The sequence below is a fragment of the Inquilinus sp. 2KB_23 genome, from assembly GCF_052115705.1.
In the GTDB taxonomy this organism is placed as follows: Bacteria; Pseudomonadota; Alphaproteobacteria; order DSM-16000; family Inquilinaceae; genus Inquilinus; species Inquilinus ginsengisoli_A.
This window is the reverse complement of sequence record NZ_JBFRHF010000002.1, coordinates 240,311-264,455: the sequence shown is the minus strand read 5'-3', so window position 1 is coordinate 264,455 and position 24,145 is coordinate 240,311. Positions and strand designations below refer to the sequence as shown.

Annotated in this window: 22 protein-coding genes; 9 read left to right on the top strand and 13 right to left on the bottom strand. The window is 69.7% G+C overall.

Annotated elements, in window-relative coordinates; all coding sequences use genetic code 11:
- Positions 1–382 precede the first annotated feature (382 nt).
- Positions 383–3,421: an alpha-mannosidase gene (locus tag AB4112_RS03460; RefSeq protein WP_441717094.1), complete on the top strand. Its 3,039-nt coding sequence runs from the start codon at positions 383–385 to the stop codon at positions 3,419–3,421.
- Between the two features lie 3 nt (positions 3,422–3,424).
- Here AB4112_RS03460 and AB4112_RS03455 read toward each other — a convergent pair whose 3' ends face one another.
- Both AB4112_RS03455 and AB4112_RS03450 read right to left on the bottom strand, forming a co-directional pair.
- Positions 3,425–3,724: a hypothetical protein gene (locus AB4112_RS03455; RefSeq protein WP_441717092.1), complete on the bottom strand. Its 300-nt coding sequence runs from the start codon at positions 3,722–3,724 to the stop codon at positions 3,425–3,427.
- Between the two features lie 184 nt (positions 3,725–3,908).
- Positions 3,909–4,856 carry a magnesium and cobalt transport protein CorA gene (locus tag AB4112_RS03450; RefSeq protein WP_441717090.1) on the bottom strand — a complete coding sequence of 316 codons (948 nt, stop codon included), beginning with the start codon at positions 4,854–4,856 and terminating at the stop codon, positions 3,909–3,911.
- Between the two features lie 337 nt (positions 4,857–5,193).
- Between AB4112_RS03450 and AB4112_RS03445 the strand changes: the two genes are divergently transcribed.
- Positions 5,194–5,385 (top strand): hypothetical protein, encoded by a 192-nt coding sequence (locus tag AB4112_RS03445; protein WP_309795280.1) that lies wholly within the window; start codon positions 5,194–5,196, stop codon positions 5,383–5,385.
- A 302-nt stretch (positions 5,386–5,687) separates the two neighbouring features.
- Here the strand turns inward: AB4112_RS03445 and AB4112_RS03440 are convergent, their stop codons facing one another.
- From AB4112_RS03440 to cyoA, 5 genes are all read right to left on the bottom strand, one after another.
- The gene (locus AB4112_RS03440; protein ID WP_441717088.1) at positions 5,688–6,476 is read right to left on the bottom strand and encodes an SURF1 family protein; all 789 of its coding nucleotides are present in this window, start codon (positions 6,474–6,476) and stop codon (positions 5,688–5,690) included.
- Positions 6,473–6,847 carry a cytochrome o ubiquinol oxidase subunit IV gene (cyoD, locus tag AB4112_RS03435; RefSeq protein WP_441717086.1) on the bottom strand — a complete coding sequence of 125 codons (375 nt, stop codon included), beginning with the start codon at positions 6,845–6,847 and terminating at the stop codon, positions 6,473–6,475. The genes AB4112_RS03440 and cyoD overlap by 4 nt, the downstream gene beginning before the upstream one ends.
- Entirely contained in the window at positions 6,844–7,470 is a 627-nt protein-coding gene (cyoC, locus tag AB4112_RS03430; protein WP_441717084.1) for a cytochrome o ubiquinol oxidase subunit III, read from the bottom strand. Before cyoC ends, cyoD begins: the two co-directional genes overlap by 4 nt.
- On the bottom strand, positions 7,467–9,479 hold the full coding sequence (cyoB, locus tag AB4112_RS03425; RefSeq protein WP_441717082.1) for a cytochrome o ubiquinol oxidase subunit I: 2,013 nt from the start codon (positions 9,477–9,479) through the stop codon (positions 7,467–7,469). The genes cyoC and cyoB overlap by 4 nt, the downstream gene beginning before the upstream one ends.
- Positions 9,480–9,578: 99 nt before the next feature.
- Entirely contained in the window at positions 9,579–10,601 is a 1,023-nt protein-coding gene (gene cyoA / locus AB4112_RS03420) for a ubiquinol oxidase subunit II (RefSeq protein ID WP_374710625.1), read from the bottom strand.
- A gap of 400 nt (positions 10,602–11,001) precedes the next feature.
- Between cyoA and AB4112_RS03415 the strand changes: the two genes are divergently transcribed.
- The 7 genes from AB4112_RS03415 to AB4112_RS03385 all read left to right on the top strand — a co-directional run bounded on the left by AB4112_RS03415 (position 11,002) and on the right by AB4112_RS03385 (position 17,327).
- Entirely contained in the window at positions 11,002–12,255 is a 1,254-nt protein-coding gene (locus AB4112_RS03415; RefSeq protein WP_441717080.1) for an MFS transporter, read from the top strand.
- A gap of 258 nt (positions 12,256–12,513) precedes the next feature.
- Positions 12,514–13,038 carry an Lrp/AsnC family transcriptional regulator gene (locus tag AB4112_RS03410; protein ID WP_441717078.1) on the top strand — a complete coding sequence of 175 codons (525 nt, stop codon included), beginning with the start codon at positions 12,514–12,516 and terminating at the stop codon, positions 13,036–13,038.
- On the top strand, positions 13,035–14,207 hold the full coding sequence (locus AB4112_RS03405; protein WP_441717076.1) for a saccharopine dehydrogenase C-terminal domain-containing protein: 1,173 nt from the start codon (positions 13,035–13,037) through the stop codon (positions 14,205–14,207). Before AB4112_RS03410 ends, AB4112_RS03405 begins: the two co-directional genes overlap by 4 nt.
- 93 nt (positions 14,208–14,300) lie before the next feature.
- Positions 14,301–15,095, top strand: coding sequence for an ABC transporter substrate-binding protein (locus AB4112_RS03400; RefSeq protein ID WP_309795296.1), 795 nt, complete (start codon positions 14,301–14,303; stop codon positions 15,093–15,095).
- A gap of 108 nt (positions 15,096–15,203) precedes the next feature.
- Positions 15,204–15,887: an amino acid ABC transporter permease gene (locus AB4112_RS03395; protein WP_309795298.1), complete on the top strand. Its 684-nt coding sequence runs from the start codon at positions 15,204–15,206 to the stop codon at positions 15,885–15,887.
- Positions 15,884–16,561, top strand: coding sequence for an amino acid ABC transporter permease (locus AB4112_RS03390; RefSeq protein WP_309795300.1), 678 nt, complete (start codon positions 15,884–15,886; stop codon positions 16,559–16,561). Before AB4112_RS03395 ends, AB4112_RS03390 begins: the two co-directional genes overlap by 4 nt.
- Positions 16,542–17,327, top strand: coding sequence for an amino acid ABC transporter ATP-binding protein (locus AB4112_RS03385; RefSeq protein WP_441717073.1), 786 nt, complete (start codon positions 16,542–16,544; stop codon positions 17,325–17,327). The genes AB4112_RS03390 and AB4112_RS03385 overlap by 20 nt, the downstream gene beginning before the upstream one ends.
- Here AB4112_RS03385 and AB4112_RS03380 read toward each other — a convergent pair.
- The 6 genes from AB4112_RS03380 to AB4112_RS03355 are packed head-to-tail and all read right to left on the bottom strand — an operon-like array spanning position 17,321 to position 24,093.
- The gene (locus tag AB4112_RS03380) at positions 17,321–18,601 is read right to left on the bottom strand and encodes a hypothetical protein (RefSeq protein ID WP_441717071.1); all 1,281 of its coding nucleotides are present in this window, start codon (positions 18,599–18,601) and stop codon (positions 17,321–17,323) included. The genes AB4112_RS03385 and AB4112_RS03380 overlap by 7 nt on opposite strands.
- Positions 18,598–19,737, bottom strand: a complete 1,140-nt coding sequence (locus AB4112_RS03375) for an N-acetylglucosamine-6-phosphate deacetylase (protein WP_441717070.1) — start codon at positions 19,735–19,737, stop codon at positions 18,598–18,600. The genes AB4112_RS03380 and AB4112_RS03375 overlap by 4 nt, the downstream gene beginning before the upstream one ends.
- Positions 19,734–20,504: an SIS domain-containing protein gene (locus AB4112_RS03370; protein ID WP_309795308.1), complete on the bottom strand. Its 771-nt coding sequence runs from the start codon at positions 20,502–20,504 to the stop codon at positions 19,734–19,736. The genes AB4112_RS03375 and AB4112_RS03370 overlap by 4 nt, the downstream gene beginning before the upstream one ends.
- Positions 20,497–21,261 carry a 6-phosphogluconolactonase gene (locus AB4112_RS03365; RefSeq protein ID WP_441717069.1) on the bottom strand — a complete coding sequence of 255 codons (765 nt, stop codon included), beginning with the start codon at positions 21,259–21,261 and terminating at the stop codon, positions 20,497–20,499. The genes AB4112_RS03370 and AB4112_RS03365 overlap by 8 nt, the downstream gene beginning before the upstream one ends.
- Positions 21,258–22,559, bottom strand: a complete 1,302-nt coding sequence (locus tag AB4112_RS03360) for an AGE family epimerase/isomerase (RefSeq protein ID WP_441717068.1) — start codon at positions 22,557–22,559, stop codon at positions 21,258–21,260. The genes AB4112_RS03365 and AB4112_RS03360 overlap by 4 nt, the downstream gene beginning before the upstream one ends.
- The gene (locus tag AB4112_RS03355) at positions 22,552–24,093 is read right to left on the bottom strand and encodes a sodium:solute symporter family protein (RefSeq protein ID WP_441717067.1); all 1,542 of its coding nucleotides are present in this window, start codon (positions 24,091–24,093) and stop codon (positions 22,552–22,554) included. The genes AB4112_RS03360 and AB4112_RS03355 overlap by 8 nt, the downstream gene beginning before the upstream one ends.
- Positions 24,094–24,145: the final 52 nt, after the last annotated feature.

Sequence of the window (24,145 nt, the reverse complement as noted above, 5' to 3'; positions counted from 1 at the left end):
TCGACCGGTGTCGGCCAACCCGGTCCGGGGGCGTCGTCTGATACCGTGACGATTTTAAGACGCCGTTTTTGTGCATGAACCGGAAATCACGTTCCGGCACGGTATCACCAGTCTTCGCGTAATAGGAAATCTTTTTTGCATTGCAATAAAATCGGCAATGCGAGGGTTAAAATCTACAAAAGCCGGAAAAATCGAATCTTCCGGCCGATGGCTTCGCGCGGGTGCGAGGCAAGGCCGCGGTGGGAATTCGCGTTGCGACAGCTCGCGCGGGCCGAATGCCATCGGCCGCGAAAATGCGCTAACAAGGAGTCGACGCCGAATCACGCCTCCCCGGATCCTGCGGGCGGACCTGAAGCCGCCCCTTCGCCTCTCGGAGATCGGAATGAGCCTGTCCGTCGCCCAGCGCCTGCATCGTCTGGACGCCCGCATCGCCGAGATCCTGTGCTGGCGCGAGCGGGAGACGGAGCCGATCGCGGACTGGCGCTGCGACGGCCGGCCGCTCTCGCTCGGCGATCCCTGGCCGCCCCATGATGCGCCGGTGGTCTTCACCGCCGCGGCCGAGGTGCCGGCGCATTGGCCGCTGGGCGAGGCCCGGCTGCGGCTGGATGTCGGCGGCGAAAGCCTGCTGACCCTGGATGAGGATGGGTTCGGGCCGGCGAGCTTCGGCCTCGACCCCAACCACCAGGAATTCCCGCTGCGGGCCCGGCGCGTCCGGATCGAGACCGAAAGCGTGCCGCGCCTGCCTTTCGGCGAGCCGGTGCACCATCCCCGCCTGGCCGAGGCCCGGCTGGTCTGGGTCGACCTCGCCGTGCACCGCCTGGCGCTGCTGCTGCGCCAGGTCTGGGAGACGGCCCAGGCGCTGGAGGACCATGAGGTGGTGCCGCATCTGGTGGCCGCGGCCGAAACCGCGCTGTGGTCGCTGGAGTGGCCGTCGGCGACCGGCAGCTACCTCGGCCGCACCGCGCCGCTGCCGCAACAGCAGAAGATCTGGCGCCTGCCGGCGCTGGAGGCCCGGCCGGCGGCGCTGGGCGAGGCGGAGCGGCAGAGCGTCGTGGCCGCCCATGACGGGCTGGTGGCGGCGCTGCAGGCGCTGCAGCAGCGCTTCCCGCCGCAGGGTCGTCTGGCGATCACCGGCCACGCCCATATCGACCTGGCCTGGCTGTGGCCCTATGCCGAGACAAGGCGCAAGGCCCGCCGCACCTTCCACACCGCGCTGCGGCTGATGGAGCAGTTCCCGGACTTCGTGTTCAACCAGTCGACCGCCGCCTACTACGCCCAGATCGAGCAGGACGACCCGGCGCTGTTCACGGCCATCCGGGCGCGGGTGGCGGAAGGGCGGTGGGAGACCATCGGCGGGCTGTGGGTCGAGCCCGACACCAACATGCCGACCGGGGAAAGCCTGGCGCGCCAGGTCCTGTACGGCCAGCGCTATTTCGAGCAGGCCTTCGGGGTGCGCCACAACGTGTGCTGGCTGCCCGACTGCTTCGGCTTCTCCGCCGCGCTGCCCCAGCTGCTGCGCCAGGGCGGCATCGACAGCTTCTTCACCATCAAGGTGAACTGGTCGGAAACCAACCGCTTCCCCCACGACCTGTTCCATTGGGAAGGCCTCGATGGCAGCCGCGTCCTGGCCCACACCTTCGACAACCCGATCCAGGGCTACAACGGCACCATCCGCGCCGACTGCGTGCTGCCGACCTGGCGGAACTTCCGCGGCAAGACCGTGCATGACGAAAGCCTGCTCGCCATCGGTTTCGGCGACGGCGGCGGTGGGGTGACGCCGGAGATGCTGGAGCGCCAGGCCCAACTCGCCGACTTCCCGGCGCTGCCGGCGCTGCGCCCGGCGCGGGTCGAGGAATTCTACGCCCGCATCCGCCAGCGGGCGGCGGTCGAGGAGCTGCCGGTCTGGCTGGGCGAGATCTATCTCGAGCTGCACCGTGCCACCCTGACCAGCCAGGGCCGCACCAAGCGCCTGAACCGCCAGGCCGAGCGGGCGCTGCTGGCCGCCGAGTCCGTGGGGTCACTGGCGGTGCTGCTCGGCGCACCGCGCTTCGAGAGCCTGGAGCCGGCCTGGCGCGGCCTGCTGAAGAACCAGTTCCACGACATCCTGCCCGGCTCCAGCATCCGCGAGGTCTATGAGGATGCCGAGCGCGAGCTGACGGCCGCGCGGGACGCCGGGCTGGCCCGCCAGGCCGAGGCGATGCGCGCCCTGGCCGCGACCCTGCCGGCGGGCGGCACCGCCGATGCGCTGGTGGTGGTCAACCCCGACCTGTCGCCGCGCCCGCTGCGGCTGGAGTTGGAGGGAGAGGCCGTGGCCCCCGACCTGACGGTGCCGCCGCTCGGCATCGTGGTGCTGGACCGGGCGGCGCTGCGGCCGGCGCCGGGCCTGTCGGCCTCGTGGTCGACCACCGGCAGCCGCCTGGAGAACCGGTTCCTGCGGGTCGAGATCGGCGCCGACGGCACCATCGCCCGGCTGCTGCACAAGCCGACCGGCCGCGATGCGCTGGCCGGCCGCGGCAACCAGCTGTGGCTGTACCCGGCCGACAAGCCGCGCAGCTGGGACGCCTGGGACGTCGAGGCCGACTACGACCGCCAGGGCTTCGAGCTGACCGGGCTGGAGGAGTCGGAGCTGGTCGAGGACGGGCCCGACCGGGCGGCGCTGCGGCTGGTCCGCCGCTACCGCGACTCCACCATCACCCAGACCCTGACTCTCTGGGCCAATTCACCGCGGCTCGACATCCACACCCGGCTCGACTGGCACGACCGGCGGGTGCTGCTGCGGGCCCTGGTGCCGGTGGCGGTGCGGGCGGAGACGGCGAGCTTCGAATGCGCCTTCGGCGTGGTGCGGCGGCCGACCCACCGCAACACCTCGTGGGACCAGGCCAAGTTCGAGGTGCCGGGCCACCGTTTCGCCGATCTGTCGGAGCCGGGCTTCGGCGTCGCCCTGCTGAATGACGGGAAGTACGGCCACAGCGCGCTGGGCAACGTGCTCGGCCTCAGCCTGCTGCGGGCGCCGATCTATCCCGACCCGCTGGCCGATGAGGGCGTGCAGGAATTCACCTATGCGATCCTGCCGCATGAAGGCGACTGGCACGAAGGCGGAGTGCGCGAGGCGGCCGAGGATCTGAACCAGCCGCTGCTGGCGCTGCCGGCGCGCAACCTCGCGGCCGGGCTGCACACGCCCCTGATGGTCTCCGGCATCAAGGCCGGGCTGGCCGCGTTCAAGCCGGCGGAGGAGGGCGAGGACCTGGTGCTGCGCCTCTACGAGCCGGCGGGCGGGCGCGGCTCGCTGGCCATCACTCTCCCCGAGGGCTGGCAGCTGGGCGAGGCGGTGACCCTGCTGGAGGAGCCGGCCGGGCGCGATCGACCCCATGACCTGGAGCCGTCCGAAATCCGCAGCTGGCGGGTGCGCGCGGCGCGGTAGCGCTCAGCCGTTCCGGTCGCAGGGGAAGGTCTGGCTGTGGTCCTCGCAGGGCTCCTCCGGGCCGGTCTCCGCCATGCCGGAATCCTCCCGAACCAACAGCCACGCCCGCGATCCCCGTCCCATCACCAGCCCGCCCAGCAGGAGGGCAGGGCTGAGGATGGCGAGGACGGCGGAACCGGTGGCCCCGTGGACCATCAGGGCCACTGCCATCGCCGCCGAGCCCAGCCCGGCGAGCCGCAGCATCTCGTGTCCCGATGTGGTGGCGTTCGGTGCGGCGGTGATCAGCGCTTCCACCATGGCCATGGCCCCTCGAACGTGCCCGCGGTCCAAGCCGCAGCGTCCGAGCGTTCCACATCGCTCCGTAAAATTGATATCGGGGTTCCCTGGGCGGGGCCGCTGCTGGAGCGGCAACACTCAATGTAAGGGCCCCTCTCATTTGTCATGCCACGGTCAAGCCGGGCAATGACAGTAAAAGTGAGGTCACTCCTCACAGCCAGCCGCTGCGGCGGAAGCGCAGGTACAGCGTGCCGCAGATGGCGGCGATGCCGCCGACCACGATGAAGTAGCCGAAGCGCCATTTGAGCTCCGGCATGTTGACGAAGTTCATGCCGTAGATGCCGGCAATCGCCGTCGGCACCGCCAGGATCGCGGCCCAGGCCGCCAGCTGGCGGGTGATCTGGGTCTGCTGGGAATGGGCGATCATCAGGCTGGCCTCGAAGGCGAAGACCAGCATCTCGCGCAGCCCGTCGATCTCCTCCTGGACGCGGTGCAGGCGGTCGGAGACGTCGCGGAACAGCGGCCGCGTCGCAGGGTCGACCGGCTTCGCATCGGCGTGCTCGACCCTGCGGCAGACCTCGATCAGGGGCAGCGCCGCGCTGCGCAGGCGGAACAGGTCGCGGCGCAGCCGGTAGAGCCGCTGCACGTCGAACTGGGCGTGGCCGCCGGCGAAGACGGCCTGCTCCATGGCCTCGACCTCGGCGTGGATGGCGTCGAGCACCGGCAGGTAATTGCCGACGATGAAGTCGAGGATGGCGGCGACGATATGGTCCTCGCCCTGGGCCAGCACGGCGAAGCTGGATTCGCAGCGCTGCCGGATCGTCGAATACGATGCCGATGCGCCGCGGCGGACGGTCACGACATATCCGGGCCCGACGAAGATGTCGGTTTCGCCGAACGCGATATCGCCCTTCACCATCTGCGCCGTCCGCACCACGATGAACAGGGCATCGCCGTACGGCTCCAGCTTCGGGCGTTGATGCGGCCTGCTGGCATCCTTGATCGCCAGCTCGTGCAGGTCGAACTGCGCCTGCACGCGCACCAGCATCGCGGGATCCGGCTCCAGCAGGCCGATCCACACGACATGCCCCGGCCGCCGCGACCAGGCGCCGGCTTCGTCGACCGGAACGTCCCTGACGCGGCGTCCGTCGGCATACACGCTCGACGCGACGACGCTGGTCTCGGGAGCTGTGTGTTTCCTGATTGCGCTTGCCGTCCTGTCCTCCCGCAGCGGTTCGACCGGGTGGAAGGATCATCCCGGGCAGCCGCTAGCTTCGATGGTGCTTTCGAACAGAGGTCCGGCCGGGCATAAAAAATCAATACGGATTGATCGGCGGCGAAGTAAATATTCGATGTGATTTTGAATGTTCGTGATCGTTGTTGATTGTCTCGCTCGAAGTATTTGGAGTAGGGAATGGGCCGTGCGACATGTGTCTTGCGTGCATGACGCGATTTCGCCCGGCTGACTGGCGGGCGAGCTTGGAAGGACTTCGGAGATGAAACCCCAGCATGGCCCGCGCCGGGTCATTATCCGGGAGTGGATGACGCTGCCGCAGGGTGAGCGGCGGACGGCGGACCAGGCGGCGGCCTTTGCCGCCAAGGCGAGCGAGCGGCACGGCTTCCGCTGCAGCGGCGACCGGCACCAGACCATCATGGCATGGCTGCTGCCCCGGACCGGGCGGGCCTGATCCGGCACCCGAATGTGTTCGCGTGACCGCAAGGGAAGGGCGGCATGGGATCGTCACTCTGGCCACGGCACCCGCGAACGCGGATCGCGATCGGCCTGGTGCTCTGCCTCATCGCGGTCGGGGGCTGGGCCTGCCTGGTCCCCGGCCCGGCCACGGCCGGTGATGACGGCGGCCTCCGCGCCTGCAGGGCCATCCCGGACGGCACGCGCCGGCTGGCCTGCTACGACGCGATCACGCCCGACCCAGCGATGCGCCAGGGTGCAGCTCCCCTGACCGAAATCAGCACAGCCGGCGGTCGTGTCCTATCGCGCGCCGGACGCTGGTGACGCCGTCCGTCCGCCCGGCTTCGACCGAACGCGCCGTTCGTCCCGGACGACATAGAACACCGCCCCGGCCAGCATCACCGCCAGCCCGTACCAGGTGATGGCGTAGACCAGGTGGCTGTTTGGGAAGGCGATGATGGTCAGCCCGCCGACCGGCAGGCCGCCGGGGTTGGGCGTGGCGTCGGCGTCGATGAAATAGGGCGCGGCATCGGCCAGGCCGCGGGCGGCGGCGATGGCGGCGACATCCCGCGAATACCAGCGCTCCGCCGCCGGGTCGTTGGCGCGCAGGAAGCCGCCGTTCGGCTCGGTGATGCGCAGCAAGCCGGTCACGGTGACGGGGCCGGCGATGTCGCCCGCCGCCCGGGTGGCGGGGTCACGCTTCTCGGTCGGCACGAAGCCCCGGTTGACCAGGACCACCATGCCCTCTTCCGTCCGCAGCGGGGTGACGACCCAGTAGCCGCCGCCCAGCGCGGTCGACGCGAAGACCTGCGTCTCCCGGTCGTTCAGGAAGGTGCCGGCGACCCTGACATGGCGGTATTCGTCGTCGTTCGCGTTGACCCCGGGCCAGTCGGCCGGCCCGGGCGGCGCCGCGGGTTCGGCCGCCACCCGCCGGTCGACGCGCTCGATCAGGTCGAGCTTCCACGACCGGCGCTCGACCTGCCAGGTGCCGAGCGCCAGCAGGCCGAGGAACAGCGCCGCCGCCAGGGTCCCCAGCACGGCCAGCGTGGCGGGGGACCGCGGCCGCGCCGCCTCGCCGCCGCCTGTCACGGCATGTCGCGCATGTCGTGCATCGACGGGGGCATCATGTTGTTGTTCAGGTGGTACATCACCCACATCGAACCGCTCAGCGTGATCACCACCAGCACCACGGTGAAGATCAGGGCCAGCATGTTCCAGCCACCCTCCGACTTGGTGTTCATGTGGAGGAAGTAGACCATGTGGACCACGATCTGGACGACGGCGAGGGCCATGATCGCCAGCGCGGTGACCTGGCGGTCGGCGAACACGTCGCCCATGACCAGCCAGAACGGGACCGCGGTCAGCACCACCGCCAGGACGAACCCGGTGAGGTAGCCCTTCAGCGTGCCGTGGCTGCCGGTGTCGTGCTCGCCGTGATGGGCGTGGGCTTCCGCGCTCATCCCAGGACTCCCATCAGATAGACGAAGGTGAAGACGCCGATCCAGATGACGTCCAGGAAGTGCCAGAACAGGCTGAGGCACATCAATCGCCGCTTGTTGTCCGGGATCAGCCCGTATCGGGCGACCTGGACCATCATCGTCACCATCCAGACGATGCCGACGGTAACATGCAGCCCATGCGTCCCCACCAGGGTGAAGAACGCCGACAGGAAGGCGCTGCGCTGCGGCCCCGCGCCCTCGCTGATGAGATGGGTGAATTCGAAGAGCTCGAGCCCGACGAAGGCCATGCCGAACAGGGCGGTGACCACCAGCCAGCCCAGGGTGGCGCCGCGCCGGCCCCGCTCCATCTCCAGCATGGCGAAGCCGCAGGTGATCGAGGACAGCAGCAGCATCGAGGTGTTGACCGCCACCAGCGGCAGGTCGAACAGGTCCATCGGCGATGGCCCGGCGGCGTAGCTGCGTCCGAGCACGCCGTAGCAGGCGAACAGGACCGCAAAGATGAGGCAGTCGCTCATCAGGTAGATCCAGAAGCCGAGCATCGTGCTGCCGCCCGAATGCTCGTGCTCCTCCTCGACGAGGAAACGGACGGGGCCGCCCGCAGCGGGTTCGGAGGTCGTGGTCACGAGGCTGCTCCCGCCTGGGCCAGAAGCCGGCTGCGCTCATCCTCGGCCTTGGTCACGGTCTCGGCCGAGATGTGGAAGTCGCGCTTGTAGTTGAAAGTATGGCCGATCGCCACCGCCAGCATGCCGGCGAAGCTGAGCGCCGCCAGCCACCAGATGTACCAGATCATCGCGAAGGCGAAGGCCACGCCCAGCCCGGCGATGATGATGCCGGTGCCGGTGTTCTTCGGCATGTGGATCGGTTTGAAGCCGGCCACCGGCCTGACATAGCCGCGCTTCTTCATGTCCCACCAGGCGTCGCCGTCATGCACCAGGGGCGTGAAGGCGAAGTTGTAGGCCGGCGGCGGCGACGAGGTCGACCATTCCAGGGTGCGGGCGTCCCACGGGTCGCCGGTCCAGTCGCGCAGCTGCTCGCGCCGCATGAAGCTGACCACCAGCTGGATGATGAAGGACAGGATGCCCAGCGCGATCAGGACGGCGCCGAAGGCGGCCAGCACGAACCAGATCTGCAGCGACGGGTCGTCGAAATGGTTCAGCCGCCGGGTCACGCCCATCAGGCCGAGCACGTAGAGCGGCATGAAGGCGAAGTAGAAGCCGACCAGCCAGAACCAGAACGACATCTTGCCCCAGAACGGGTCCAGCTTGAAGCCGAAGGCCTTGGGGAACCAGTAGGTCAGGCCGGCGAACAGCCCGAACACCACGCCGCCGATGATCACATTGTGGAAATGGGCGATCAGGAACAGGCTGTTGTGCAGGACGAAGTCGGCCGGCGGCACCGCCAGCAGCACGCCGGTCATGCCGCCGATGACGAAGGTGACCATAAAGCCCATGGTCCACAGCATCGGCACCTCGAAGCGGATGCGGCCGCGATACATGGTGAACAGCCAGTTGAACATCTTCGCCCCCGTCGGGATCGAGATGATCATCGTGGTGATGCCGAAGAAGGAATTGACGCTGGCGCCGGAGCCCATGGTGAAGAAGTGGTGCAGCCAGACCAGGTAGGACAGGATGGTGATCACCACCGTGGCGTAGACCATCGAGGTGTAGCCGAACAGGCGCTTGCCGCAGAAGGTCGCCACCACCTCGGAGAAGATGCCGAAGGCCGGCAGGATCAGGATGTAGACTTCGGGATGGCCCCAGATCCAGATCAGGTTCACGTACATCATCGGGTTGCCGCCGAAGTCGTTCGTGAAGAAGTTGGTCCCGACATAGCGGTCGAGCGACAAGAGGGCGAGGACGGCGGTCAGCACCGGGAAGGCGGCGACGATCAGGATGTTGGTGCACAGCGCGGTCCAGGTGAAGACCGGCATCTGCATCATCTTCATGCCCGGCGCCCGCATCTTGATGATGGTGGCCACCAGGTTGACGCCGGACAGCAGCGTGCCGATGCCGGCGATCTGCAATCCCCAGATGTAGTAGTCGACGCCGGGGTCGGGGCTGTAGGCGATGCCCGACAGCGGCGGATAGGCCAGCCAGCCGGTGCGCGCGAACTCGCCGACGAACAGCGAGATCATGACGATCACCGCCCCGGACACCGTCATCCAGAAGCTGAAATTGTTCAGGAAGGGGAAGGCGACGTCGCGCGCGCCGATCTGCAGCGGCACCACGAAATTCATCAGCCCGGTGACGAAGGGCATGGCCATGAAGAAGATCATGATCACGCCATGCGCCGTGAAAATCTGGTCGTAATGGTGCGGCGGCAGGTAGCCCTCATTCGCGCCGAAGGCGATGGCCTGCTGCGCCCGCATCATGATCGCGTCGGAAAACCCGCGCAGCAGCATGATCAGGGCCAGGACCACATACATGACCCCGATCTTCTTGTGGTCGATGCTGGTGAACCACTCGTGCCAGAGATAGGACCACAGCCGGAAATAGGTGATGGCGCCGAAGACGGCGATGCCCCCGAGCGCGACGACGATGAAGGTGACGACGAGAATGGGTTCGTGCAGCGGCAGCGCATCGAGCGTGAGCCGGCCGAAGACGAGCTTCTGAAGGTCTAGGTTTTCGAACATCGGGCTACTCGGTCTTGTCGGAGGCTGCCGCGACGGGCGGTGACGTCCGGGAAGGGTTCGGTTGCGCGGCCCGTCGGGGCCTGGCGGCGGGCGTCCGGGTCATTCGGTCCTGGCGGCTGCCGCCCACCGGCTCAGCAGCCCGGCCGGGGCGCGGGCGTCGGCCATGTCGCCGTCGGTGGTGCAGATCGCGGCGACGAAGGTCTTCGCCGCCGCGCCGCCGCGCCGCCCGTCCTTGTCGTGGTTGAGCGGCAGGACGTTGTCGATGCCGGCCATGCCCCCGCCGCCCTTGGCGTCGATGCGCATCATCTCGTTCAGGCACATCTTCGAGCGGTCGACGCACAGGTTGAGGATGGCAGGGTAGAGGTCGGGCGCCACCGACCCGTAGTGCCGCACCGGGTCGCGCTCGCTCGGCCGCTCCAGCGCCAGGTACTCCTCGCGGCTGAGGTTGGTGCCGTCGGCCTTCACCTTCTGCACCCAGGCGTCGAAATCCGCCGCGGCGAGGCCGTGGAAGGCGAAGTGCATGCCGGAGAAGCCGGCGCCGCTGTAGTTGGCCGAGAAGCCCTCATACTCGCCGGGGTGGTTGATCACGGCGTGCAGCTTCGTCTCCATGCCGGCCATGGCGTAGATCTGGCCGGCCAGCGCCGGGACGAAGAAGGAGTTCATCACCGTCGCCGAGGTGATCTTGAAGTTGATCGGCACGTCGACCGGCGCCGCCAGCTCGTTCACCGTGGCGATGCCCAGGTCGGGGTAGAGGAACAGCCATTTCCAGTCGAGCGCCACGACCTCGACCGTCAGCGGCTTCACATCCGCCGCCACCGGCCGCGTCGAGTCGATGCGGTCCAGCGGCCGGTAGGGGTCCAGCGTGTGGGTGCTGATCCAGGTCAGGGCGCCCAGGGCGATGATGATCACCAGCGGCGCCGCCCAAATCACGAATTCGAGTTGGGTCGAATGGCTCCACTCCGGGTCGTAGGGCGCGTCCGTGTTGGATTGCCGGTACTTCCAGGCGAAGAACAGGGTCATCGCGATCACCGGCACGATGATCAGCAGCATCAGGATCGTGGAGATCACGATCAGGTCGCGCTGCTGCACCGCAACATCACCTGACGGGGACATGACGACCATGTTGCACCCGCCCAGCAAAGCCAGGAACGGAAGCACGATCAAACGACGCAAGGCTTTGATGGGCATGCCGTTGCCTGAGTTAGCTACGTTGGTAACACGGGGGCTGACTTAACCGAGCCCGGCGCGGATCGACAGTGGACAGTTTGTCCTACGAAGCGACCGACTGTTGCAGTGCAACATCGTCGCAGCAGCCTCCCATCAGGGTTTGGCGGTCCCCCAGCCATCGCTTCGGCTCGTTCTGGAGCACTTTGACGCACGCGAATCATGGCCCATATTCAGGGAAGGGACAATCTCGGCCCCCCGCAAGGCGCTGCCCAGCAGGAACAAGAAGACCATGGCCACACTCAGTCGAGACCTCGATTCGCCCGTACCGTCTGCCGGATCCGGGCACGACGAGGCCGTGTCCCCCGGCGAGATCGCGATCGGTGTCGTGATCGGCCGGACGGCGGAATTCTTCGACTTCTTCGTCTACGCCATCGCCTCGGTCCTGGTCTTCCCGCACTTCTTCTTCCCGCAGGCGCAGCCGCTGGACGCGATGCTGTACTCCTTCGCGGTGTTCGCGCTGGCCTTCGTCGCCCGCCCGATCGGGTCGATCTTCTTCATGGAGGTCGACCGGCGGCACGGGCGGGGCGTCAAGCTGACCATGGCGATGTTCCTGCTCGGCGGCTCCACCGCGGCCATGGCCTTCCTGCCCGGGACCGAGGACATCGGCCCGGCCGCGATCGCCATGCTGGCGCTGTTCCGAATCGGGCAGGGCCTGGCCCTGGGCGGCGCCTGGGACGGGCTGGCGTCGCTGCTGGCGCTCAACGCGCCGCCGAAGCGCCGCGGCTGGTACGCGATGATGCCGCAGCTCGGCGCCCCGCTGGGCTTCATGCTGGCCAGCGCGCTGTTCTCGTTCTTCCTGATCAACCTCTCGACCGCCGATTTCCTCGACTGGGGCTGGCGCTATCCCTTCTTCGTCGCCTTCGCGATCAATGTGGTCGCGCTGTTCGCCCGGCTGCGGCTGGTGGTGACCGAGCATTTCGAGCGGCTGTACGCGAGCAAGGACCTCGAGGCCCAGCGCGTGTCCGTGACGATGAAGCAGCAGGGGGCGAACATCCTGGTCGGCGCCTTCGTGCCGCTGGCGACCTTCGCGCTGTTCCACCTGGTGACGGTGTTCCCGCTCAGCTGGGTGTCCCTCTACACCGACCACAATGCCGGCGACTTCCTGATGACCGAGTTCGCCGGCGCCGTGCTGGGCACCATCGGCATCGTCGCCTCGGGGCTGATCGCCGACCGCACCGGCCGGCGTACGCTGCTGGCGGTCTGCGCGGTGCTGATCGCGATCTTCAGCTTCGTCACGCCGATGCTGCTCGGCGGCGGGCCCACGGCGCGGGTGGTCTTCGTCCTGGTGGGCTTCGCGCTGCTGGGCCTGTCCTTCGGCCAGGCGGCCGGCGCGGTGGCCTCGAACTTCCCGAACCGGGACCGCTACACCGCCTCGGCCCTGACCTCGGACATCGCCTGGATGGTCGGCGCCGGCTTCGCCCCCTTCGTCGCCCTGGCCCTGTCCAGCCGGTTCGGCCTGGCGCTGGTCGGCGCCTACCTGCTGTCGGGCGCAGTCTGCACCCTGGCCGCGCTGCGGGTGAACCGCGAGCTCGAGCTGAAACAGGACTGACGCAGGCTTAGGCCGTCGTCTCCGATCGCACCCGGACTCCGGAATCGGGAGGGTATGGCGCTGCCGCTCGGCGGCGTCATCTCAAGACATCTTTATCTGCCGCACCGGCGGAGCTCGCCCGGCTCCGGGCCCTTACCCTTGTCCCGCCCTAACTCGGCTGAAGACACTGCGAGCGGGTTGTTGTTATTTTGAAAAAATAGGCATACAAATTTTTTGAAGAGAGATTTTTCTCTCGAGTTTTTTTCTCAAAATGAAAGAATGATGGTGAGGGAACGGCTCGACCCGATGGATCGGCGGCTGGTCAGGCTGCTGTCCGAGGACGCGCAGCTCGGCGCCAGCGGATTGGCCGAGAAGATGGACGTGTCGGCGCCGACGGTGCGTTCGCGCCTGCGCAGCCTGGTGGATCGGAACCTGGTCAAGATCGTCGGGCTGCTGAACCTGTCGGCGCGTCCGGAGCTGATCTCGGCCATCGTCGGCATCAACACGCTGGGGCGGGGCCGCATCCATGAGATCGCGCAGCGCATCGCCGACCTGCCCTTCGTCACCTCCGCCTCGGTGGTCACCGGGCGCTTCGACATCATCGCCGAGGTTGTGGTGGCCGACGACGTCGCCGATCTCTACCGCGTGACCAGCGAGCTGATCCCCAAGGTCGGCGAACCCGGGGAGATCTCGCGCAGCGAGACCTTCGTGGTGATGGCGTCCTGCAACAAATGGGTGGGCCTGCCCAAAGGGTGCTGGTCGGACGAGTCAGAGGCGCAGCTGCGCGGATCGGCCATGTCGTGATCGTCGCCGTCCTCGGCGGCCTGGGGCTGCAGGGTCGGGCGGCGATCGCCGACTTGGCCGCCAGCCCCGGCGTCGAGACGGTGGTCTGCGTCGACACCGCGCCCGGCGGGTTCGACCGGCTCGCGGGCCTGGTCGATCCGGACCGCGTGCGCCTGGTCGTGCCCGAGGGGCCGATGGGTGCGGCCCTGGCGGCGGTGATGCGGGATGTGGACGTCGCCATCGACCTGATGCCGCTGCCGCTGATGCGCGACGCGGTGACGGCGGCGATCGCCGCGCGGACGCCGATCGTGACCACCAACTACGCCGGATCGATCGAGGACCTGGGCCCGGCGGCGGAGGCCGCGGGCATCGGTGTGATGACCGAATGCGGCCTCGATCCCGGCATCGACCTGGTGCTGTACCGGCGCGCCGCGCGGCAGTTCGACACCGTCACGGCGATCGAGTCCTACTGCGGCGGCATCCCCGAGCCGCAGGCCCGGACCGGTCCGCTGTCCTACAAGGTCAGCTGGAACTTCGACATGGTGCTGATGAGCCAGAACCGCGCCTCGGTCCTGCTCGAGGACGGCCAGCGCGTCGAGATTCCGGCCGCGCAGCAGCACGACAACCGCTTCATCCACGAGATCGAGGTGGCCGGGCTGGGACGGCTCGAAGCGCTGCCGAACGGCGACGCGGTCCACTATGCCGAGATGCTCGGCAACACCGGCTCGCTCCGGCGCACCGGCCGCTACACCCTGCGTTGGCCGGGTTGGTCCGCCTTCTGGGCGCCGCTGAAGCAGCTCGGCTTCCTCTCCGAGGACCCGGTGCCGGGCCTGGCCGGCACTGTCAGCCCGCGCGAGTTTCTCAGCCGGCTGCTCGGCCCCCAGCTGCAATACGGCGCGGCCGAGAAGGATTTGTGCGTGATGCGCAACGTCTTCCGCGGCGTCCAGGGCGGCCGCGGCAAGACCGTGACCTCGGACCTCGTGATCGAGCGCGACCTGGCCTCGGGCCTGTTCGGCATGAGCATCGGCGTCGGCGGCCCGGCCAGCATCGTGGCGCAGATGCTGGCGCGCGGCGAGATCGCGGCCGCGGGGCTGCTCAACCCCCTGACCCATGTGCCGGACGGCCCGTTCCTGGCGGAACTGGCCAGGCGCGGCATCCGGGTGGCCGACACCACCGCCTGGGATCCCTAGGCGAAGATCTTCGGGCGGCGGCGGTCGGCACGACGCGCGGCGCCCCAAGGAGAGAGCCCGAAAAGGGCGGCATGCAACACGGAGGACATTCGAATGAAGTTCGTCAGTTGGCTCGTCGCAGGCTTTGCCCTGCTGCCGTTGATCGGCGTCGACGGCGCCAGGGCCGGGACGCTCGACGACATCACCGCGCGCGGCGAGCTGCGCGTGGCGGTGCAGACGCAGGGCCCGCCCTATTCCATGGTTGACAAGAACGGGGCGCGGACCGGCAGTTCGGTCGAGCTGGCCGAGCTGATGGCCAAGGAAATGGGGGTGAAGATCACCTTCCTGGACTTCGACTGGGACGGCCTGATCCCGGCGCTCTTGTCGGGCAAGGCCGACCTCCTGGTCGGCGACATGACCCCGACCCTGGCGCGGGCCATGAAGGTCGGCTTCACCAAGCCGTTCATGTACACGGGCAGCGCCGTCTTCGCCAAGACGGGCGGCAAGTTCGGGTCGGTCGAGGCCTGCAAGGCGCCGGGAACCCGCATCGCCGTGCTGCTCGGCGCCACCGGCGAGAAGAACGCCAAGGCTGCCTTCCCGGACGCCGAGATCAAGAGCTACAAGGGCGGCGGGCCGCTGCTGCTGGACGCGGTGAACAACGACCAGGCGGATTGCGGCGTCAACGACGTCTCGGCGGTGACCGGCCAGTCCGGCGCCTATCCGGACGGCACCTTCACCATCATGCCGCAGATCCTGTCCAAGGAGCCGCTGGCCTTCGCCGTGCGCTACGATTCCCAGGACCTGCTGGTCTGGATGAACCTGTTCCTCGACCAGGCGACGCTCGATGGCCGCCTCGAGAAGAACCTCGATTACTGGGTCAATTCGGACGGTTGGAAGAAAGACCACTGACCGGACCGATGGCTCCCGGGCGGATCCGCGCGGCCTTCGGGCCGGGCGGGTCCGGGCCGGGAGAAATCGCCGGTCGTGCCGTCGGCAGAGGGGGAGGGGCGCCAGACCATGCTCGGTAACTTCAGCTTTCGCGTCATCCTCGAATCCCTGCCCGCCTTCGGGTCCGGGCTGGCGACGACGCTGTGGCTGTCGCTGATCGCCTTCGCCGGCGCCCTGGCGGTCGGGATCATCGCCTGCGCCCTGAAGCTGCAGCCTACGAAGCTGCTGCGCGCCCCGGCGGTGGCCTTCATCGACGCGATCCGCGCCACGCCGCTGCTGGCCCAGCTGTACTTCCTGTATTTCGGGCTGCCCCGGCTCGGCATCGTCCTGCCCGAGCTGGTCGTCGGCATCCTGGCCCTGTCGCTGAACAGCGGCGCCTATGTCGCCGAGATCATCCGGGCGGGCATCCTGTCGATCCCGCGCGGGCAGGTCGAGGCCGGCATCTCCTCGGGCATGACCTTCGCCCAGCGCATGCGCCTCGTCATCCTGCCGCAGGCCTTCAAGGTGACGATCCCGCCGCTGCTGGGCCAGGCGATCGTGCTGGTGAAGGATTCGGCGCTGCTGTCGCTGATCGCCGTCGCCGAGCTGACCCGGGCCGGGCAGAGCCTCGCCTCCGACCGCTTCATGCCGGCGGAGGCCTTCATCACCACCGCCGCCTGCTACCTCATCCTCTATTACGGGCTCAAGGCCCTGGCGGCGCTGTCGGCGCGCTGGGTCGGCCTCCGCCCGGTCCGCCAGGACAGGCCCGCATGATGATCTGGCAGCAGCTGCAAAGCCTCGTCGGCAGCTATCCCCTGGCGCTCCGCGGCCTGGGCACCACCGTGGCCGTGTCGCTGATCGGTCTCCTCGCCGGGTCGCTGGTCGGCTTCGCCATGGGCATGCTCAGGGCAGGGGGCAACCGCGTGGTGCGGCTGGTGATCGGCGCCTGGGTCGACCTGATCCGGGGCACGCCGTTCCTGGTCCAGATCTTCCTGATCTTCTTCATCCTGCCGGAGGCCGGGATCGAGCTGGAAGCCTTCACCGCCGGCGTCATCGCGCTCAGCAACCTGGCGGCCTGCTTCATCTGCGAGATCGTGGCGGGCGGCATCGGCGCGGTGCCCAAGGGCCAGGTCGAGGCGGCGCTGGCCTCCGGCCTGTCCCGGTGGCAGCGGATGCGGCATGTGGTGCTGCCCCAGGCGATGCGCATCATCCTGCCGCCGCTGGTCGGCCAGTACGTGCTGCTGATCAAGGATTCCTCGGTGGTGTCCGCGATCGGGCTGACCGACCTGACCCGGGTCGGCTGGCTGGTGGTGCAGCGGGTGCCCAACGGGCTCCTGGTCTTCGGGCTCATCGGCCTCGGCTATTTCATCGTGTGCTACCCGCTGCTCGCCATCGCCCGCCGGATCGAACGCCGCATGGGCGCCGCCCATGCCGAGGTCCAGCTGTGACGACGCGACGGCCGCGCATCCAGGAAGGCACCAGACCGTGATCGAATTCCGCGGCGTCAACAAATGGTTCGGGCCGCTCCACGTGCTGCGCGAGGTGACGCTCGACGTGCAGCCCAAGGAGGTGGTGGTGGTCTGCGGGCCCAGCGGCTCGGGCAAGAGCACGCTGATCCGCTGCATCAACGGGCTGGAGACGATCAAGAGCGGCGACCTGGTGGTGGACGGCCAGCGCCTGGGCGACCCCGCCACCGACATGCCGCGGCTGCGCACCGAGATCGGCTTCGTGTTCCAGCAGTTCAACCTGTACCCGCACAAGACCGCGCTGCAGAACGTCACGCTGGCGCCGATCCATGTGCGCCGGACCCCGCGGGCCGAGGCGGAGCAGGCCGGGCGCGAGCTCCTGGCCAAGGTCGGGCTGGCCGACAAGGTTGACGCCTATCCCAGCCAGCTGTCCGGCGGCCAGCAGCAGCGGGTCGCGATCGCCCGCAGCCTATGCATGCGCCCGAAGATCATGCTGTTCGACGAACCGACCTCGGCGCTCGATCCCGAGATGATCAGCGAGGTGCTGGACGTCATGGTCGCCGTCGCCGAGGAGGGCATGACCATGATGGTGGTGACCCATGAGATGGGCTTCGCCCGCAAGGTCGCCCAGCGGGTCGTGTTCATGGACCAGGGCAGCATCGTCGAGATCGGCCCGCCGGAGGAATTCTTCTCCGACCCCAAGACGGACCGCAGCCGAGCCTTCCTGAGCAAGATCCTGCATCACTGAGACGACGTAAGGCTCCGCGCCAGGTCCAGCGCCGCGGCCGCCAGCCTCTCGGCCGACCCCGGCGCCATCGCCGCCGGCATGCCGTAGTAGCGGTGCGCCTCCTCGACCTCGTAGCCGCCATGCGGGTATTCGGCCGCAGGCGGGACATAGCCGGGGCAGCCATCGGCGAAGCCGATGGTCATGGTCGGCCCCCGCAGCGGGTCGCCGTCGAGGCTGCGGCGGAGGTCGAGCGCCGTCTGCGCGAAGATCTCGCCCGGCAGCGCGATGATGCGCAGTCCGCCCCAGTCGAGCACGGTGACCCGCGCTGGCCAGGGCGCCAGCGGCAGCGGCGCCTTGGTCTCCGCCCACTCGATCCAGATCCGCAGCAGGGCCGCCCGTGCCGGGTCCGCGGCGGCGGCCTGCCGGCGCCATTCCATGGCCAACGCCGCCGGGGCCTCCATCTCGGTCCGTGCCAGCGCCAGGTGCAGCTCGGTGCAGCCTGCGGCGATGTGGTCGCCGAGCGGCCGGTCCGGCGCCTGCAGCGCGGCGTCCGCGATCCGCGCACCGATGCGCTCCGCCTCCGCGAAGCTGCGGTCGGGGCGCGGCGCGGTCGAGATCGAGGCCTGGGCCGAATGGCCCATGTTGATGTCGCCGGTGCAGCCGGTCAGGAACAGCGCCACCGCGCCGGGATGCGCGGCCTCGATCCGGCGGCGGACCGCGCCGGGATAATCGGCGGTGAACCGGGTGTTGTCGGCGCCCAGCACCACCGGATGCAGCGCATGGGACGCCACCACCGCGATCACGGCGCCCTCGGCGTCCCGGATCCGCAGCATCGGCAGCGCCGGGTCGACCGGCCCGCCGGCGTGGCGGCGGTTGCGGGCGATGCCGGGATCCGCCCCCAGGCCGAAGCCCAGCCGCGCCGGACGGCGGGAGGCGAGGGCGGCGCCGACGGCCTGCACGCAGGCCTGCTCCAGCCGTTCCAGATAGGCCTCGTCCAGCCCCGGGCCGAGGCGGCCGGGCATCGCCACCGGCCCGCCATGGGTGTGGGTGGCGGCGACGACCAGGTGGCCGTCGGGCAGGCCGGCGCGCTCCCGGATGCGCCGGCAGCTGTCCTCGTGCAGGCCGATCACGTCGGCGACCACGATCGCGGTGTCGCCCACCGCCACCGCCCGCACCGTGAGCGGATCATGGACGCCCGAGGCCGGCGCGGTGCGCGCGGCGAAGCCGGACATGGCCAGCCCCGGCGGCGGCGTCACATCCACCACCGCGACGCCGGCCTGGACCTGGCCGGTCACGGCCGCTCCTCGCCCAGGACCAGGACGGTCTCGATGGCGAGATCCCGGTCGCCCGGCGCCCAGCGGAAGCGGATGAGGTCGGCCGGCGCGCCCACGGCCAGCACACCGCGCCCGCCGACGAAGCGGCCGGGATTGGCGGTGGCGAGGCGCAGGGCGTCGGCCAGCGAGATCCCGGCCATGCCGATCGCCAGGGCGACGTCCTGGGCCAGGGGACGGGCCGCGCCGGCCAGGAACGGGGTGCCGGGGACGCCCAGCCGCCCGTCGGCGGTCAGCTCCACCCGGCCGCCGATCGGCTGGTCGTAGATCCCGGGCGGCAGGCCGCCGGGCGCCGCGGCATCCGACACCAGCACCGCGCGGTCCAGCCCCTTGCCCCGCAGCATGGCCTTGAACACCTCGGCCGGCAGGTGGTGGCCGTCGGTGATGAAGGATGCGGTCAGCCGGCCTTCGGCCAGCTGGGTCCAGATCGGATTGGGGTGGCGCGGCAGCACCGCCGCGATGCCGTTGCCGAGATGGGTCGACAGCACGGCCCCGGCCTCCACCACCGCCCGGATCTCGGCGTCGGTCGCCTGGGTGTGGCCGATCGCGACGTGGACGCCGCGGGCGGTCAGGGCGCGGACATAGGCCGGCGCCCCGGCATGGTGCGGCGACAGAGTCACCAGGCCGACCAGCCCGCCGCAGGCCGCCTGCCAGCGGTCGAACTCGGCCAGGTCGGGCGGCCGGACCTGGTCGCGCGGATGGGCCCCACGCGGCCCGTCCTCCGGCGCGATGTGCGGCCCTTCGACATGCACGGCCGGGATGGCATGGGCGACCAGCGGGTCGGCGGCGCGCGCCGCGGCGACGGCCCCCAGCGCCGCCACGATCGACGCCTCCGGCGCGGTGATCAGGGTCGGCAGGAAGGTGGTGACGCCGCCCGCCCGCAGCACGGCCACCAGCCGCGCCACCGTCCCGGCCGTCAGCCCGCCGCTGTTCAGGTCGTGGCCGGCGAAGCCGTTGACCTGCAGGTCGACCAGCCCCGGCGACAGCCAGGCTGTCTCGCCGGCCGGCCCGTCGGCGATCGCCGCGATCCGGCCGGCTTCGACCGTGACGGCCAGGCTGCGGCCGGTGGCGGGATCGCGCCCGGTGACCGTGGTGGTCACAGCGACCGCACCCGGCCCCTGAACCGGCCGATGAAGCGGGCATTGGCCGCGTCGCCGCCGGGGGCGTTGCCGCTGCGCCAGACCGGCGGCTCGATGCCCCGCCCGGCCAGCTTGGCGATGGTGCGGATCACCAGGCAGTTCAGGGCGAAGGCGTTGGCGAAGGTCGAGATCGCGGCCACCGGCTCGCCCATGCCCGGAATCGCCACCACGGCGTCGCCGACCGGCACCTTGGTGTCGATCGCGATGTCGGCCAGCGCGTGCAGGTTCTGCTTGGTGGGATGGCGGGCCGGATGGTCCGGCGAGGTCTGGTCGGCATGGCTGCGCGAGCTGATGCCGATGACGAAAGCGCCGCGCCGCTTCGCCTCGATCGCCGCATCGATCAGCGCGGCGTTGATGCCATAGGCGTTGACCAGGATCAGCACATCGCCCGGCCCCAGCTCGCTGTCGGCGATCACCACCCGGCCATAGCCGGGCGTCCGCTCGATCGCCATCGACCGCAGCGCGCCGTTCGACAGCAGCGTGCCCTCGTCGAGGATGGCGGAGATGTGCATCAGCCCGCCGGCGCGGAAGAACACCTCCTGCGCCGCCAGGTTGGAATGGCCGCCGGGGCCGAAGACATGGATCAGCCGGTCGGCCGCGATCTGGTCGGCCAGCCGGTCCGCGGCGCGGTCCAGGCTGTCGCGCTCCGTCTCTAGGATCGACCGCATCAGGTCCTGGGTGCGGTCGAGATAGGCGGCGCACAGGGCATCGGCATCGATCTCAGCCATCGGGATTCGCCTCCGCATCCAGGAACAGTACCACCCGCGGGTGCTGCCGCAGCGCCGTCGCCGGGCAGGCGGCGCCGATCGGGTCCTGCAGGGCGCGGCGCACGGCGTCGCGCTTCGCGGCCCCGGGCACGACGCAGACCAGCCGGTCCGCCCGCAGCAGCCGCGGCACGGTCAGGGTGATGGCATGGGTCGGCACGTCGTCGAACCCGGCGAAGCAGCCATCGTCCACCTGCTGCTGGCGGCAGGTGGCGTCCAGCTCCACGATCTTCACATCCTCGGGATCGGCCAAATTGGCCACCGGCGGGTCGTTGAAGGCGAGGTGGCCGTTGACGCCGATGCCGAGGCAGACGATGTCGATCGGCGCTGCGTCCAGCGCCGCGGCATAGGCCCGGGCGGCGGCCGCCGGATCCCGGCCGGGATTGATGACATGGACCGCCGCGAACGGCACCCGGTCGAACAGATGGCGGCGCAGCCACAGGGCGAAGCGCTCCGGCGCGCCCTCGGCCAGGCCGATGTATTCGTCCATGTGGAAGGCGGTGACCCGGCGCCAGTCGATCCCGGGCTCCGCCACCAGGGCGTCCAGCATCTCGGTCTGGCTCGGCGCCGCGGCGAAGATCATGCGCAGGCCGGCGCCGCCCGCCAGCCGGGCCCGCATCTCCGTCGCCACCAGGGCGGCGGCGGCGCGCCCCATCTCGGCGCGGCTGGGATGGATCCGGACATCGATCGTGCCGGTCGGTGCGAAAGCGGGGTTGGTCATGCAGCACTCCGTCGGCCGGGCAGGCCGTCGTGATCCGCCAGCCGCTCCACAATCAGCAGCAGGCTTCGGGCGACGTGGAACGGGTCCTTCACCGGCAGGGCGACGGTCTTGGCCAGCGGCGCCCCGGCGCGGTCGCGGATCTGGATCCATTCGGCGCCGGGCCCCTGGGGGAAGACCCGGTAGGTGTAGGCCGCGACGCGGTCGTGCCAGGCCGCCAGGTCGGCCCGGCCGGTCTCGAGATGCAGCAACAGCGTGGCGACCATCGCCTCGGCATGCGGCCACCACAGCTTGGTGTCCCAGGTGTCGGCGACAAGGTCCTCATAGCGGTCGCCGGTGCGGCGGCCCCGGGGTTCGCCGCCGTCGCGGTCGACATAGCGCAGCAGGCCGCCCTGCGCCTCGTCCCAACCCAGCGCCGCGGATCGCGCCGCGATGTCGGCCAGCACCGCCGGCTCGAACAGGTGGCTGTCGGCGTCGGCGCCGCTCCGGCGCAGGGTCTCGCCGGCCTGCAGCAGGAACCAGCAGGCCTCCAGCACATGGCCCGGCGTGCGGTGCCGCGCCAGCAGCGTGTCGCCATCGGCGGGGTCGGCCGCCACCATCTCGGCGATCCGGTCCCCCTCCAGGAACACCGCCTCGATCTCGTGGGCGGCACGCAGGACCGTGGCGGCGGACTCCCGCGACCCGGTGGCGGCATGCACCTCGGCGCCGACCCCGACCAGGATCATCGGCAGCGAGAAGCCGCGGAAGCCAGCCCGGATCGGATAGGGCTCGGTCAGCGCGGTGCCTGTGGCGATGCGCCGGGCGGCATCGGCCAGCAGACGGTCCGCCGCATCGCCCCAGGAGGCGCGCCCGGTCTCCGCCGCCAGCGCGGCGAAGCCCAGGGCCACGAACAGGTCGGCGAAGACGCTGCTGTGCAACCCTTGCCCGGCGGCGGAGGGCTGCGGCGTGCCGTCCTCCGCGGTCAGATAGGCGGTGGTGCCGTCCGGCAGCACCGCATGGTCGCGCAGGAAGGCCGCCGTCCGTTCCGCCCGGTCGAGGCAGGCGGCGCCGTCCACGTCCAGCAGGCCCAGCCGGGCGGCGCGGGCCAGCCGCGCCATCAGCCAGACCCAGCGCCCCTGCGACCAGGTGTACTTGTCGCGGGACAGCAGGCGGTCGCCCTCATTGCTCCAGCAGGTGAAGACCCCGCCGCGCCGGTCGTCCGGGCCATGGGCCAGCCACCAGGCCAGCACGTCGTCGACCAGGTGGCGGGCGGTCGACCGGCGCAACGCCTCGGGATTCGCGATCGACGCCGGCTCAGGCACGGCCGGTCCTCGCCATCCGGGTGGTGGCGCCCACCGCCGCCGCCTCGTCGCTCTCCAGCGCGTCGATCAGGGCGTCGGCCTCGGGGTTCCGCCACGGCGCGACCAGGCCGACCACGATGAACACCGCCAGCGAGCTCAGCACCGGGCCGGCCACCGTGATCGAGGTCGTCCAATCCGGGTTCAGCGCCTTGATCTGGTCGACGAAGACGTATTTCACCAGCACGAACACGACCAGGCCGGTGGCCCAGGAGGTCAGCGCCGCGGCCGGGCCGCAGCGGCGGAAGGCCGGCAGCATGCCCAGCAGCATCGGGATGGCGATCGGGCCGACCAGCGCGCCGAACCACAGGATGATCAGCCCCAGCACGCCGCCGAAACTGTCGGCGGTCAGCGCGATGCCCATCGACAGCGCGATGAACAGGAAGGTGCTCAGCCGGCCAATGAACAGCTCGGTCTTCTCCGACATGCGCCGCGCGCCCTTCCACACCACCGGCAGGATGTCGCGGGTGACCACGGCCGACACCGCATTGGCGTCCGACGAGGTCATCGCCATGGTGTGCGCGAACATGCCGGCCAGCACCAGCCCGACCAGCCCGGTCGGCAGCAGGGTCTGGGTCAAGAGGGCATAGGATTGCTGCGGCTCGGCCAGGTTCGGCAGGATCAGCGGCGCCGCCCACATCGGGAAGAACAGGATCAGCGGCCACACCAGGTAGAGGGCGGCGGACAGCAGCGCCGCCTTGCGCGCGTCCCGTCCGCTCGGCGCGGCGATGAAGCGCTGGGCCAGGTTCCAGGTGCCGCCGTTGTAGGACAGGGTGTTGATCAGCAGGTAGACCAGCACGAACACCACGGTGTACTGGCCGTTGAAGGGCTGCGAGTGGCCCGGCGGCAGCTGGCCCCAGATGGTCCAGATCGCCGAGATGCCGCCCAGCTTGGCCAGCACCGCCACGAACAGCACCGCGCCGGCCAGCAGCTGGATGACGAACTGGCTGAGGTCGGTCAGCGCATCGGCCCACAGCCCGCCGATGGTGGAATAGATCAGGGTCACGCCGCCGGTCAGCAGCACGCCCCACACCAGGGGCACGTCGGCGAAGACCTTCAGCAGCAGCGCGGTCGCGGTCCATTTGGCGCCGACATCGAACACCTTCAGGGCGCCGCCGCTCCACGCCAGCACCTGCTGGGTCGGGATGCCGTAGCGGGTGGAGAGGTATTCGAGCGGCGAGATGATCTCCAGCCGCTGGCGCAGCCGCGACCAGCGCGGCGCGAACAGGAAGGACCCGACCACCATGGCGAAGGCGATGCCGATCGCCCACCAGACATAGAGGGTGAAGCCCGCGGTGTAGGCGATCGCGGCATAGCCGACGAACACCGCCGCGCTATAGCCCGACATGTGGTGCGACACGCCCGACAGCCACCATGGCATCCGCCCCCCGGCGGTGAAGAAATCCGCTGCGGTCTTGATCTGGCGCCGGGCCCACACGCCGATGCCGATCATCAGCAGGAAGTAGATCCACAACACCACCCAGTCGATCGTCGCCATGAAGTCCCCCATCGTCGTGGCCGGCCGGTTGATCGGGCCGTTCTGACGAAAA

Bases quoted from the DNA above. Each gene is read 5' to 3' on its own strand.
- cyoD (WP_441717086.1), bottom strand. From the start codon at position 6,847: ATGAGCGCGGAAGCCCACGCCCATCACGGCGAGCACGACACCGGCAGC.
- cyoB (WP_441717082.1), bottom strand. From the start codon at position 9,479: ATGTTCGAAAACCTAGACCTTCAGAAGCTCGTCTTCGGCCGGCTCACG.
- cyoA (WP_374710625.1), bottom strand. From the start codon at position 10,601: ATGGTCGTCATGTCCCCGTCAGGTGATGTTGCGGTGCAGCAGCGCGAC.
- AB4112_RS03460 (WP_441717094.1), top strand. From the start codon at position 383: ATGAGCCTGTCCGTCGCCCAGCGCCTGCATCGTCTGGACGCCCGCATC.
- AB4112_RS03370 (WP_309795308.1), bottom strand. From the start codon at position 20,504: ATGGCTGAGATCGATGCCGATGCCCTGTGCGCCGCCTATCTCGACCGC.
- AB4112_RS03410 (WP_441717078.1), top strand. From the start codon at position 12,514: ATGATGGTGAGGGAACGGCTCGACCCGATGGATCGGCGGCTGGTCAGG.
- AB4112_RS03365 (WP_441717069.1), bottom strand. From the start codon at position 21,261: ATGACCAACCCCGCTTTCGCACCGACCGGCACGATCGATGTCCGGATC.
- AB4112_RS03455 (WP_441717092.1), bottom strand. From the start codon at position 3,724: ATGGCCATGGTGGAAGCGCTGATCACCGCCGCACCGAACGCCACCACA.
- AB4112_RS03395 (WP_309795298.1), top strand. From the start codon at position 15,204: ATGCTCGGTAACTTCAGCTTTCGCGTCATCCTCGAATCCCTGCCCGCC.
- AB4112_RS03385 (WP_441717073.1), top strand. From the start codon at position 16,542: ATGCCGAGGTCCAGCTGTGACGACGCGACGGCCGCGCATCCAGGAAGG.
- AB4112_RS03400 (WP_309795296.1), top strand. From the start codon at position 14,301: ATGAAGTTCGTCAGTTGGCTCGTCGCAGGCTTTGCCCTGCTGCCGTTG.
- AB4112_RS03445 (WP_309795280.1), top strand. From the start codon at position 5,194: ATGAAACCCCAGCATGGCCCGCGCCGGGTCATTATCCGGGAGTGGATG.
- AB4112_RS03355 (WP_441717067.1), bottom strand. From the start codon at position 24,093: ATGGCGACGATCGACTGGGTGGTGTTGTGGATCTACTTCCTGCTGATG.
- AB4112_RS03390 (WP_309795300.1), top strand. From the start codon at position 15,884: ATGATGATCTGGCAGCAGCTGCAAAGCCTCGTCGGCAGCTATCCCCTG.